Origin of the sequence: Antarctobacter heliothermus, assembly GCF_002237555.1 — a bacterium.
Lineage (GTDB): Bacteria > Pseudomonadota > Alphaproteobacteria > Rhodobacterales > Rhodobacteraceae > Antarctobacter > Antarctobacter heliothermus_B.
On record NZ_CP022540.1, the window covers coordinates 4146027 to 4159196 of the forward strand.

At 63.7% G+C, this 13170-nt stretch carries 9 protein-coding genes; 6 read left to right on the plus strand and 3 right to left on the minus strand.

Going from position 1 to position 13170, the window contains the following annotated elements; translation table 11 throughout:
- Positions 1-38: 38 nt before the first annotated feature.
- The 3 genes from ANTHELSMS3_RS19675 to proS all read right to left on the minus strand — a co-directional run bounded on the left by ANTHELSMS3_RS19675 (position 39) and on the right by proS (position 3105).
- The gene (locus ANTHELSMS3_RS19675) at positions 39-578 is read right to left on the minus strand and encodes a DUF2937 family protein (RefSeq protein ID WP_094037259.1); all 540 of its coding nucleotides are present in this window, start codon (positions 576-578) and stop codon (positions 39-41) included.
- A gap of 101 nt (positions 579-679) precedes the next feature.
- Entirely contained in the window at positions 680-1615 is a 936-nt protein-coding gene (locus tag ANTHELSMS3_RS19680; RefSeq protein WP_094036344.1) for a serine hydrolase domain-containing protein, read from the minus strand.
- 140 nt (positions 1616-1755) lie between these two features.
- Positions 1756-3105 carry a proline--tRNA ligase gene (gene proS / locus ANTHELSMS3_RS19685; RefSeq protein ID WP_094036345.1) on the minus strand — a complete coding sequence of 450 codons (1350 nt, stop codon included), beginning with the start codon at positions 3103-3105 and terminating at the stop codon, positions 1756-1758.
- A 235-nt stretch (positions 3106-3340) separates the two neighbouring features.
- Here proS and ANTHELSMS3_RS26400 point away from each other — a divergent pair, with 235 nt between their 5' ends.
- The 6 genes from ANTHELSMS3_RS26400 to ANTHELSMS3_RS19715 all read left to right on the plus strand — a co-directional run bounded on the left by ANTHELSMS3_RS26400 (position 3341) and on the right by ANTHELSMS3_RS19715 (position 13117).
- Positions 3341-5488 (plus strand): pentapeptide repeat-containing protein, encoded by a 2148-nt coding sequence (locus ANTHELSMS3_RS26400; RefSeq protein ID WP_094036346.1) that lies wholly within the window; start codon positions 3341-3343, stop codon positions 5486-5488.
- A gap of 214 nt (positions 5489-5702) precedes the next feature.
- Positions 5703-6791, plus strand: a complete 1089-nt coding sequence (locus tag ANTHELSMS3_RS19695) for an AI-2E family transporter (protein WP_094036347.1) — start codon at positions 5703-5705, stop codon at positions 6789-6791.
- The gene (locus tag ANTHELSMS3_RS19700; protein ID WP_094036348.1) at positions 6788-7501 is read left to right on the plus strand and encodes an HdaA/DnaA family protein; all 714 of its coding nucleotides are present in this window, start codon (positions 6788-6790) and stop codon (positions 7499-7501) included. Before ANTHELSMS3_RS19695 ends, ANTHELSMS3_RS19700 begins: the two co-directional genes overlap by 4 nt.
- 57 nt (positions 7502-7558) lie before the next feature.
- The gene (locus ANTHELSMS3_RS19705; protein ID WP_094036349.1) at positions 7559-9733 is read left to right on the plus strand and encodes an RNA degradosome polyphosphate kinase; all 2175 of its coding nucleotides are present in this window, start codon (positions 7559-7561) and stop codon (positions 9731-9733) included.
- Between the two features lie 407 nt (positions 9734-10140).
- The gene (locus ANTHELSMS3_RS19710; RefSeq protein ID WP_094036350.1) at positions 10141-11439 is read left to right on the plus strand and encodes a flagellin; all 1299 of its coding nucleotides are present in this window, start codon (positions 10141-10143) and stop codon (positions 11437-11439) included.
- 130 nt (positions 11440-11569) lie between these two features.
- Complete coding sequence (locus ANTHELSMS3_RS19715) at positions 11570-13117, plus strand: Ppx/GppA family phosphatase (protein ID WP_094036351.1); 1548 nt, start codon at positions 11570-11572, stop codon at positions 13115-13117.
- Positions 13118-13170: the final 53 nt, after the last annotated feature.

Consider the following 13170-nt stretch of genomic DNA (forward strand, 5'->3'; position numbering starts at 1 on the left):
TTTGACCCGGGACCTCTGACCGCTGCCGCGCGGGGCGGTCAGGCTTCGGTCTGGTTGGGCCGTTGCCCGCGCCCGCCAAGGGTGCCCCACAGCATCCGCAAGGATCGCCGCAGGATCGCAAAGGCCAGCGCCAGTGCCGCCCAGCCCGACAGGAACCCTGCCCCGGCAAATACAGCGCCCTCAAAGGTCACGGGTACCGCCGGCTTGAAGGTTTCCAAAGCGCGCGCGGCAACTTCACCGTCGGGCATCATGTCAAAGGCCAGCCGCGCCCGCATGAACGGCCCCGCGCCTTCCAATTGGTTCAGCGCGGTGGACAGCCGATCATGCCGCGCAATGTCCGAGGCCATATTACGCGATTGCGTATGTGCCATCTCTCCCTCATCTCCGAGGGCGACCAGATAGGCATCCAACGGCAGGCCAACGCGCGCCGCATCCTCTTCGTATCGCGTGACTTGGCGTCCCAGCTCATCCACGGCACCGCCAAGACGTTGCATGTACTGCTGGGAATATTCGGGAAACTGCGACAGACCCGCAGCCCCGGCCAGCCCACCTACAAGTGTCAGGAGTCGTAAGATCATCTGCCTGCCTCCCCTTGTTTGCTGGTCGCTTCTGGGGCGATCTTCGCGGCCATGGTGCCAGATCCGTTCCATCCAGACGAGGGGAAATCACGCGCCCTTGGTCAATCGGCGAAAACGGCCCGCACCAGCGTGTTGTCCAGCGCCGCCATTGCCTCCCAGTCGACGCAGGCCCGATAGGCCGCGACAATCGTGTAGCGTCCGGCCCAGTTGACCGCAAACGTGCCCAGCCCCGCATCCTCAAAACACAGCGCGCCGAAATGCCAGTGGTTTGCCTGCCCCCTGCCAGAGCGAAACACCATGCCCAACCCGTAGGACACGCTATCGCCCATATCCGCATGGGGCGTGGACAACGGGTCCGCGCCTGCATATGCGCCGTTCATGAAGTGGGCGTAGTCACGCACCGACATCTGCCAGCCGCCCCAAGGGCCAAAGCCACCATAGTCGGGCGATAGGTCCGCCGTGGTGATCCCCAGCGGGTCCAGCACGCGGGCGCGGCAGGCGGCATCGTACCAGTCGTCCGCAACCTCTTCGATCACCAGACCAAGGACCGCGTAATTCTCATTATTATAGCGGAAGGTGCCGCGCGTGCCCTCCTGCTTGGGGCGATCCAGCACGTTGGCCGTGACCTCTTGCCAGCGCCGTGTGGTGTCCCCGCGCCAGTCCGCCATCAGCCCTTGGGTGCTGTCCGGCCAATACCCCGAGGTATGGGTTACAAGCTCTGCCAGCGTGACCGACCCGCCCCCCTCGATCCAGTCCCCGACGGTGTCGTTCCAATGCATCTTGCCCGCGTCCACCAGCGCGACGGCGCACAGCGCGGTGATCGCCTTGGAGTTGCTGGCCAGCGGCAGCGGCAGCGGAACATCAACAGACGCGCCGCTCTCCTGTGCCAGCAGTTCGGTCCCGGCCAGGGTAAAGACCAGCGCACCGGGCGGATTGCCCTCTGCCGCCAGCCAGCGGCCCCATTCCAGCGCAACACGTTCGGATTGCGCGGCAAGCGGCATCGCCCAAAGCACAGCGAGACAGAGCGCCCTCAGCATGGCGCGCTCTCCGCAGTGTCGACGTGCACACCAAAGCGCCCGTCGCTTTCGGCGGGCGCTTGGCTGGCAAGCAAAACAAGGGCAGTCAGCAAGGCAAGGCGCATGGGGCGTCTCCGTTCAGGGGCGTGTCGCCCCCCGGATCATGACCCCGGCAGCACCTTTTTGTAAATCGCCGCGATCCGCTCAACAGCCTGTTCGGGCGCCAGTTCTTCGCTTTCACCCGTGCGGCGCGAAGTCAGCTCGACCACGCCGTTTTTCAGACCGCGTGGGCCAACGGTGATCCGCCACGGCAAACCGATCAGGTCCATCGTCGCGAACTTACCGCCCGCACGTTCGTTGCGGTCATCGTAGAGCGGCTCTAGCCCCAAAGCGGTCAGCGAGGCATACAGCGCCTCACAGGCGGCGTCGGCCTCGGCGTCGCCCTGTTTCAGGTTCACGATCCCGGCGTGGAAGGGGGTCACGCCCTCGGGCCAGATGATGCCCTTGTCGTCATGGCTGGCCTCGATGATCGCGCCCAACAGGCGCGACACGCCGATGCCGTGCGACCCCATGTGGACCGGCACCTTGTTGCCGTCGCTGTCCTGAACGGTGGCCCCCATCGGTTCGGAATACTTGGTGCCGAAATAGAAGATCTGGCCGACCTCGATACCGCGCGCGGTGCGGCGGCGTTCTTCGGGGATCTGGTTGAACAGCGTCTCGTCGTGGGTTTCATCGGTGCGGGCATAGCGCGAGGTGAATTCCTCCAGCACGGCCTGACATTGTTCATGGCTGTCGAAATCGATCTCACGATCCCCAAATTTCAGGTCGGTGATCTGGCTGTCGTAAAAGACCTCGGACTCGCCCGTCTCGGCCAGCACAAGGAATTCATGCGTGTCGTCGCCGCCGATGGGGCCAGAGTCCGCGCGCATCGGGATCGCCTGCAGGCCCATGCGTTCATAGGTGCGCAGATAGCTGACGAGATGCCGGTTATAGGCGTGCAGCGCGTCCTCTTTGGTGAGGTCAAAGTTGTAGCCGTCCTTCATCAGGAATTCGCGGCCGCGCATCACGCCGAAACGCGGGCGGATCTCGTCACGGAATTTCCACTGGACGTGGTAGAGGGTCAGCGGCAAGTCCTTGTAGCTGCCGACATGGCTGCGGAAGATATCGGTGATCAGCTCTTCGTTGGTGGGACCGTACAGCATGTCGCGGCCATGGCGGTCGGACATGCGCAGCATCTCGGCGCCGTAGTCGTCATAGCGGCCGCTTTCGCGCCAGAGGTCGGCGCTTTGCAGAGTGGGCATCAGCATCGCGATATGGCCGGCGCGGGCCTGTTCCTGATGGACGATGTCCTCGATCTTGCGCAGCACCTTGAAGCCGAGCGGCAGCCAGGAATAGATCCCGGCGCTGGCCTGTTTGATCATGCCCGCGCGGAGCATGTAGCGGTGGCTGACGATCTGCGCCTCGGAGGGCGTTTCCTTGAGAACGGGCAGGAAATAGCGGGACAGGCGCATGGTGTGACCTCTGGGCAAGCGATTTTTCCCCTCGTAGCGGGTTGATGGGGGGCAAGCAAGCGGCGGCAGGGACGGCACAGGGGTGTCCACGCGTGGACAGACTTGCGGGTGCGAAATATCAATGGGTTACAGAGACGGTTTTACTTTGCCTTAAGACTTGAGGGGAATTTGCCCCCTTCCCCGAAGCCCCGCCTTGGGGCATCCTGACGCCAATTGGCATCGGGAATTTTGCGAGATGTGGATTTTGGAATGGCTCTTTGGAGAGCCTGTCACGATCGAATGGATCACTGTCACCCTGCCGCTGACGGCAACGGGCGCAAAGGTGCTGTTGGCCTCTGCGGGGTTGGCCTTGGGCGCGGGCCTTGTCTGGCTGATGCTTAACGCACCGGACCGGGGCGACAAGCGACGCAACCTGCTGACCGACTGGCTGACGGCGCTGGGATGGGTGCTGTTGCCCGTCTGGTTCCTGCTGCTGGGCGGGACGCTGTGGCACCTGTGGCTGCTGTTCTCGGGGATGGACTCGTTTCTGGACAACGTGGGCTTTGGCATGGGTGCCGTCGTCGCGGCCTTCCTTGGCGGGCCGTTTGTGATCTGGGGCACGGTGCTAAAGCAGCAGACCGTCGAGTTCCAGAAGGAGGGTCATATCACCGACCGAATTAGTAAAGCGGTCGAACAGCTTGGGGCGGAGAAGACGGTCAAGCGCGATGGCAAACCCGAGGAGACCGTCCGCAACATTGAGGTGCGGATTGGTGGGCTGTTGTCGCTGGAGCGGATCGCGCAGGACAGCACGCGCTATGACAAGGGGCGGGACCATGTGCGGGTGATGGAGATCCTGTGCGCCTATGTGCGGGAGAATGCGCCGGCAGAGGATGCGGTGGACTTTCCGTTGATGGATTGGGAGCCGCTGAAGGACGACGCGAGCGAGGAGGAGCGCGCGGCGCATTTGACGTGGCAAAAAGTGCGGTTTGGCATTTTCGACAATCCAAATGCACGACAGTGGGCGCAGTCCCTTCCCGAACCGCGCGCGGATATTGCGATGGCGCTGCGGATCATCGGGCGACGGGATGCGGACCAGTTGCGGGTCGAGGCGCGCTGGGGGCCAGATAGCTCGGACGACGTGGAGTGGGTCTTTGATGAGGACTGCCCGGAGTTGCCGGAACCGCCCGAGGGCAATCGGCATGGCAAAGCGGCTCTGGATACCTACAAAGCCGTACTTTCAGCGTGGAAAGAGAAGCTATCCGACTATCGCGGATTTCGCCCCGACCTGCGCAACACCAATCTGCAAAAGGCCGACCTAAGCAAGCAGACCCTGTCCGGTGCAAATCTGATCGGCGCGCGGATGGAGGGGGCGGACCTCACGCAGGCGCGGATGGAAGGGGCGATCCTCAGCGAGGCGTGGGTGGAGGGGGCGATCCTCAGCGAGGCGCGGATGGGGGGAGCGATCCTCATCGAGGCGCGGATGGAGGGGGCGATCCTCAGCGAGGCGCGGATGCAGGGGGCGGACCTCATGCAGGCACGGATGGAGGGGGCGGACCTCAGCAAGGCGCGGATGGAGGGGGCGTACCTCGGGCTGGCGCGGATGGAGGGGGCGGTCCTCACGCAGGCGCGGATGGAGGGGGCGTACCTCGAGACGGCGAGGATGGAGGGGGCGTACCTCGAGGCGGCGTGGATGGAGGGGGCGGTCCTCACGCAGGCGCGGATGGAGGGGGCGTACCTCGAGACGGCGAGGATGGAGGGGGCGTACCTCGAGGCGGCGTGGATGGAGGGGGCGGACCTCACGCTGGCGTGGATGGAGGGGGCGTTCCTCGAACTGGCGCGGATGGAGGATGCGAACCTCATGGGGGCGCGGATGGAGGGGGCGGTCCTTCGGCAGGCGCGGATGGAAGGTGCGATCCTCAGCGGCGCGCGGATGGCGGGGGCGTTCCTCGGGGAGGCGCGGATGGAGGGGGCGGACCTCATGGAGGCGCGGATGGAGGGGGCGATCCTCATAATGGCGCGGATGGAGGGGGCGAACCTCAGGGGGGCGCGGATGGAGGGGGCGGACCTCAGGGGGGCGCGGATGGAGGGGGCGATCCTCAGCGAGGCGCGGATGGAGGGGGCGGACCTCCAGTGGGCGCGGGTGGACGCGACAACCTCTCTAACGAATGCGGTTGTCGCATCCGCATCGGTCAGATCGGTTGATTATAGCAATGTGGCGCTCTCGCAGGCGCAGATCAATGGGATGTTCGGGGATGCCAGTGTCATCTTGCCCGAGGATCGTCAGAAGCCGGGGTTTTGGCCGAAATGGGAATTGCCTTTGAAGGGCAAAAACAATTTCAACGACGAATGGCGCGAGTGGCAGTCCGATCCCGACAACTACACCCCACCTCCTCCACCGGAGTGAGTGCCGGAGGGGGTGCCGGGCTGAAGCCCGGCCTACGGCTGGGTTTTGGTGTGTTTTGTGGTGGGTTGTGCGGGCTGAAGGGCCGCGTGGCTTGGTTGGGGGCGGCGGGGGCAGTTCTCCACATGATCTTCCCCAGATTTCATGCCTCTGCGCGGCGCATTCCCTTGAAACATGGCAGTAAGCGGGCGATGTAGGGCGATACGAAAGGAAATTCATGGCTCTGCCCGTCCAAGATCAGATGAAATACTGGGCCGTCGCGGCGGCGGTCTTTGCCGTCGTGCTGTGGTTTCTGGGCGATGTCCTGCTGCCCTTTGTCCTTGGCGGCGCCATCGCCTATTGCCTTGACCCGATCGCCGACTGGCTGGAGCGGGTCGGGCTGACGCGTGGGGCGGCGACGGCGGTGATCACGGTCGCCATGCTGCTGGTCTTTGTCATCATGACGCTGGCGGTGATTCCGCTGCTGATCCAGCAGGCCATTTCGCTGTTCGAATTTGCGCCGCAACTGTTCCGCGACCTGCAAGGCTTTCTGGCGGAACGGTTCCCCACCATGATGGATGAGGGCAGCGTCGTGCGCTCGACCCTGCTGGATCTGGGCGAAAGCATCAAGCAGACCGGCGGGCAGCTTATTCAGGCGGTGCTGACCTCTGTCGGCACGCTGCTGAACTTTGTCGCGCTGTTCCTGATCACTCCGGTGGTCGCGGTTTACCTGCTGATGGACTGGGACCGCATGGTGGCGCGGGTCGATGAGCTGGTGCCGTTGGACCACCGCGCGGTGATCCGCCATCTGGCCAAAGAGATCGACCGCGTGCTGGCCGGGTTCATCCGCGGCATGGGATCGGTCTGTCTGATCCTTGGCACCTACTACGCGGTGTCGCTGTGGCTGGTGGGGCTGCAATTCGGTCTGGTGGTGGGCGTGATCGCGGGCCTGCTGACCTTTATTCCCTATGTCGGAGCCATCGTGGGTGGCGTGCTGGCGGTCGGTCTGGCGCTGTTCCAGTTCTGGGGCGAATGGTGGTGGATTCTGGCGGTCTACGCCATCTTCCAGTCGGGCCAGTTCATCGAGGGCAATATCCTGACGCCGAAACTGGTGGGCAATTCGATCGGGCTGCACCCGGTCTGGCTGTTGCTGGCGTTGTCGGTGTTCGGGTCGCTGTTCGGGTTTATCGGGCTGCTGGTGGCGGTGCCTTTGGCGGCGGCGCTGGGGGTGATCGCGCGGTTCCTTGCCGGGCAATATGTCGGTTCGCGCCTGTTTCGCGGCATCACCGGAGGCAGCGACAGCTTTTTCGAGAGCGACGACAAATGATCGGGGGTTCCGGGCAACTCCCCCTGCCCCTGCCCACGCGGACGGCGCTGGGGTGGCAGGATTACTTTGTCAGCCCGTCCAACGCGCTGGCGGTGGCGCAGGTCGAGAACTGGCGCAAATGGCCGACGCAAAAGCTGATCCTTGCGGGGCCGAGGGGCGCGGGCAAAACCCATCTGGCGCATATCTGGGCGCAGATGGCAGAGGCGCGGATCGTGGATGCCGATGCGCTGTGCTCTGCTGACATCCCCGCGCTGGCCGAAGGGCCGGTTTGCGTCGAAAACCTTGAGAAAATCGCCGGGCAGCGTGCGGACGAAGAGGTGCTGTTTCATCTGCACAATCTGGTGCTGTCCAGTGGCGGCGCGCTGATGATCACGGCCACCCGCCCGCCCGCGCATTGGAACCTGTCGCTGCCCGATCTGGCCAGCCGGATGATGAGCGCGCAGGTCGCCCATATCACCGAACCCGACGACGCCCTGCTGTCAGCGCTGCTGGCCAAGCTGTTTGCCGACCGCCAGATCATTCCCGCGCCCGAAGTGATTGCCTATCTGGTGCGCCATATGCCGCGCAGCTATGCTGCGGCGGCGCGGATCGTGGCGGCGCTGGACGCTGTGGCGCTGGCGGACCAACGCCGCGTGTCGCGCCCGATGGCGGCGCGCGTGTTGGCGCAGGTGGTGCCACCGGGGGCCGAGGACCGTGGCACGCCACGTTAAATCCCCGCCATGCGGGCCGTCATAAACCTGTTTCACATCAAGAGGCATAAGCGCCCCATGACTCAAGCTAATTTTCTCAAAGCCCCGCTGCCGCCCGCCACCGAAATGCCGGAACTCGACCCGACCGGCCCGGGGCGTTTCTTTAACCGTGAGCTTAGCTGGCTCGGCTTTAACTGGCGTGTGCTGGAAGAGGCTGAAAACCCGAAGGTGCCGTTGCTGGAGCGGTTGCGCTTTTTGTCGATCTCGGCCGCCAACCTTGATGAGTTCTATACCGTGCGCGTCGCGGGTCTGCGGGAACTGGCCCATGCGGGCAACACGACCCCCGCCGCCGATGGCCTGACACCCGCCGAACAACTGGTGCTGATCGACGAAGACGCGCGCCTTTTGATGGCCGAACAGCAGCGCGTCCTGACCGAACTGCGCGGGCTGATGGTGGAAGAGGGAATTTCCATCGTCACCCGGACAGAACTGAACGAAGGCGATGTCGCCTTTCTGGCAGAGGCGTTTCTATCCAATGTCTTTCCGGTGTTGTCGCCGCTGGCCATCGACCCGGCGCACCCGTTTCCGTTTATTCCCAACATGGGCTATTGCCTTGCGCTGCAACTGGAGCGGACCCGCGACAAGCGTGCCTTGCAGGCGCTGCTGCCGATCCCGGCGCAGATCGACCGCTTTATGTCGCTGCCTGCCGGAGACGGCGAACACAGGTTTATTCAACTGGAAGAAGTGCTGCTGCTGCACATCGACAGCCTGTTCCCCGGCTACCGGATCAAGGATCACTTTGGCTTTCGCGTGCTTCGTGACAGCGATCTGGAAGTTGAGGAAGAGGCCGAGGATCTGGTGCGCGAGTTCGAGGTCGCCCTCAAACGCCGCCGCCGGGGTGAGGTTGTCCGCCTGACCATCTCCAAAGGCTCTCCCGACGGGTTGCGCAAGATCGTCATGGACGCCCTGCATGTGCGCCCGGACGAGGTTATCGAACTCGAAGGGATGGTCGGCGTCGCCCACACCAAGGAACTGGTGATCGATGCGCGGCCCGATCTGCTGTGGCCGCTATTCACCCCGCGTGTGCCCGAACGGGTGCAGGACCACGATGGCAACATGTTCGAGGCGATCAAGCAAAAGGACATGCTGCTGCACCACCCCTATGAGACCTTTGACATGGTGGTGCGGTTCCTCAAGCAGGCGGCCCTTGACCCCGATGTGGTGGCGATCAAGCAGACGCTGTATCGGACGTCGAAAAATTCGCCCATCGTGGATGCGCTGTGCGACGCCGCTGAAGAGGGCAAATCCGTCACCGCGCTGGTCGAGTTGAAGGCGCGGTTTGACGAGGCCGCCAACATCCGCCAGTCGCGCCGGTTGGAACGGTCAGGCGCGCATGTTGTTTACGGGTTCCTTGACTGGAAAACCCACGCCAAGATCAGTCAGGTGGTGCGCCGCGAAGGCGACCGGCTGGTGACCTATACGCATTGGGGCACCGGCAACTATCACCCGATCACCGCGAAGATTTACACCGACCTGTCGTTCTTTACCTGCGACGCCGCACTGGGGCGCGATGCGGCCAAGATCTTTAACTACCTGTCGGGCTACGCCATGCCTGCCGGGCTGGAAAACCTGCTGATTTCCCCGCATTCGCTGAAGGCGGGGATGATCGAGATGATCAACCAGGAGATCGAACACGCCAAGGCGGGCCGCCCGGCGCAAATCTGGATCAAGATGAATTCGCTGATCGAGCCGGACATGATCGACGCGCTGTACCGCGCCAGCCAAGGCGGGGTTCAGATCGACTGCGTGATCCGGGGCATCTGTGGTCTGCGTCCCGGCATCAAAGGCTTGTCCGACAATATCCGGGTGAAATCCATCATTGGTCGCTTTCTGGAGCATTCTCGGATTGCCTGTTTCGGCAATGGCCACGGGCTGCCCAGCAAAAAGGCGCGGGTGTTCATTTCCTCGGCCGACTGGATGGGGCGCAACCTGAACCGCCGGGTCGAAACTGGCGTTGAAATCCAGAACCCCACGGTCAAGGCGCAGATCGTCAGTCAGGTGATGGCGGCGAACCTTGCCGACACGGCGCAAAGTTGGGTCATGGAACCGTCGGGCAACTTTAAGCGGTACACGCTGCCCGAAGGTGAGTTTTCGTTCAACTGCCACCGCTTTTTCATGGAGAACCCGTCGCTGTCCGGGCGCGGATCGGCGGGCGCCTCTGACGTGCCCAAGCTGACCCATACCAGCGATTGAGCCACTGAGAGTGTTTCGAATTCGTGAACAGGGGCGTCCCGTCGGGGCGCCCTTTTTCTGTGCATTGTAAGTGGTTTTGCGGGCTTGCGCGGCGCCAGCACCCTGCCCCGACGGGCCATTTGGCACACATCGGTTTCCAAACTGGAAACAAACAACGGGATGACTGCGCGGGGCAGGCTGAAGTGGCTCAAATCGCTGACGTATTTTGGCCCCAATATGGCCCCCACCGCGCCGCAAATCGTTAAAGGACAGTTAAAGCAGACGGCAGACATTGTTCCCTGCACGAGACATCTCGTGGCGCGGGGTCGCGATTCTCCCGCATCGTCAGAAAGGCGCTTCCCGGACCGGGCATTTTCCCGATCTTCCCGGCGCGAAATGCGCCGTCTGACGAGAAAGGCGATAGCTTTATGTCGAGCATCAACACCAATCACGGGGCCACAACCGCCCTGCAAACGCTGAAATCGATCAACGCCTCTATGGCGGATACGCAAATGCAGATTTCGACGGGCAAGAAAGTCGCCTCGTCGCAGGACAACGCCGCCGTCTGGGCCATTTCCAAGACGATGGAGGCGGATGTTCAGGGGTTCAATCGCGTGTCCGATAGCCTGAATTTGGGTCAGTCCACCGTTGCGGTCGGACGCCAGGGCGCGGAAACCGTGACCGAGCTGCTGACCGAGATCAAAGGCAAGGTTGTCGCCGCACAGGAAGAAAACGTCGACCGCGCCAAGATCCAAACCGATATTGTCGCCCTGCGCGAACAGATCGGGTCCATCGTCAGCGCGGCGCAGTTCAACGGTCAGGCGATGCTGTCCAACACCGAGCAGACCGCCGGATCGGGCGGGATCAACGTGTTGGCCTCGATCAACCGGTCGCAGACGGGTGTCACCTCTAGCGACATCCGCGTCGCCAAGCAGGATCTCAGCCAAGGTCAGGCCAGCATCGGCAGCGGATTGACGGCGATGACGGGCGCGGCCAATGACATTACCGGCTCTGGCGATGGGGCTGCGGCAACGCTGACCGGGAACGCCACCGCCCCCACCGGCACCACCACCTTTGGCGCGTCGGCCACCACAACGGTCGCCGCCGGAACCGGTTTTTCGGTCGAGATTTCCGCCTCGGCGGCCAATGCCCCCGGCAACACCGCAGGGCGCAACGACATCAGCTATGTGGCGCGCGACGGTGACACGATGGAGGACGTTGCCGCCGGTCTGGCCGCGGCCTTCAACAAATACGTCAGCGACGATCTGGGGGCCGGCAATGAGGGCACTGTGGCTGCGGCCGCCAGCGGCAATCAGCTCACCTTTACCGGTGCAGACCAGACCGGCGACAACTTTTCCGTCACGGTGAACCAGTATGCCGCCGACGCCAGCAGCACCATCGGCGGCGGGCTGGCGGAACTGGCCAATATCGACGTCACCACGCAGGCGGGCGCCGACGCCGCGCTGACAGAGATGGAAGGGCTGATCCAGACCGCCATCGACTCTGCCGCGGCCTTTGGTTCCGCCGAAGGGCGGTTGGAAACGCAAAAGGAGTTTGTCAGCGGTCTGACCGACGCGCTGAAATCCGGCATCGGCACGCTGGTGGATGCGAATCTGGAAGAAGTCTCTGCCAAGTTGCAGGCCCAGCAGGTGCAACAGCAACTGGCCATTCAGGCGCTGTCGATTGCCAATCAAGCGCCACAATCGCTGTTGTCGCTGTTCCGTTAAGGCGGCGCGAGACCTGAAATCCGGCACCAGCCCTTGAGTATCGCGGACAAGACCGTGCAAGGGCTGGTGCCTTTCGATTGACCCGCCGCGCTCTTGCGGGTGATAAACCCGGAAATCGATCGGGATTCGCATGGACGGGCAAGACGATACACACGGGCACTGGGACCCGTTCGGGCGGCCTCTCTTCGATGATCCGAAGGCGCGGGCGCTGGCCCGGGTCGGCGTGGTGGACATCGGGTCCAACTCTGTCCGGCTGGTGGTCTTTGACGGTGCGGCGCGCAGCCCGGCCTATTTCTACAACGAAAAGATCATGTGCGGCCTGGGGGCCGGGATGGCCGAAACCGGGCGTCTGAACCCCGAAGGGCGCGAACGGGCGCTGCGCGCGATGCTGCGGTTTCGCGCCTTGGCCGAGGGCATGGATCTGCCCGACCTGACCGTGGTCGCCACCGCCGCCATGCGGGACGCCGAGGACGGTGCAGAGTTCCGTCAAGTGCTGGAGGCCGCGACCGGTCTGCGGGTCTGGGTAATCGACGGTGCCGAAGAAGCACGCCTGTCGGCGCAGGGTGTGCTGCTGGGCTGGCCCGGCAGCTATGGTCTGGTCTGCGACATCGGCGGATCGTCGATGGAACTGGCCGAGATTCACGACGGAGAGGTCGGGCGGCGCGTGACCTCGCCGCTGGGGCCGCTGAAATTGCGCGACATCGAGGATGGCCGCAAGGGGCGCGACAAGCAGATCAAGCGCGAACTCAAGCGGTTGGCAGACCACATGGGCACCCAGCGCGATCGGCTGTTTCTGGTTGGCGGCAGTTGGCGCGCCATCGCGCGGATCGACATGCACCGACGCGGCTATCCGTTGCAGGTGCTGCATGAATACCGGATGGACGCGGAGTCGGTGCGTGAGACCGTCGCCTATATCGAGGCATCAGAGGATCACGACACCCTGCGCAAGGCCTGCGGCGTCTCTGCCACACGCATGGCGCTGGTGCCCTTCGCGGGCGAAGTGCTGCTGCGTCTGCTGGAAACCTTTGAGCCGATGGACATCGCGATTTCCAGCTATGGCATCCGCGAAGGCCTGCTGTATGAACAGATGCCGCAAGAGCTGCGCGACCGCGATCCGCTGATCGAGGCCTGCCGCTTTGCCGAGGCCAAGGACGCGCGGATGCCCGAATTTGGCGCGGCGCTGTATGAGTTTGTGCTGCCGCTGTTCCCCGAGGCAACCGCCTCGCGCAGGCGGATGATCCACGCCGCCTGCCTGCTGCACGACGTCAGTTGGCGCGCCCACCCCGATTACCGCGCCGAAGTCTGTTTCGACAACGCCACCCGCGCCAATCTGGGCGGGTTGAAGCACTGGGAACGGGTGTTTCTGGGCCTCGCCCTGCTGCACCGCTATCGCAACAAACGCGAAGGCACCCGGTTCGAGGATCTCTACGCCCTGCTGGACGACGCCCATCAGACCCAAGCTGAGATTCTGGGCAAGGCGCTGCGCTTTGGCGCAATGCTGTGGACCCTGCGAACCGACGGCACCGGGCCACGGATGGTCTGGGACGCCGAATCCAGTGCGCTGGAACTGCACCTGAACGCCAGCACCTCTCCGCTATATGGCGAGGTCGCCGAGTCGCGGTTCAAGTCGCTGGCCGATGCGCTGGGGGCCGAAACCCGCGAGGTCCGGATCGGCTGAGGCGCGCCTTATCAGCACTTTTGGCCAGCACTCTTGGCCAGCACTCTTGCCAG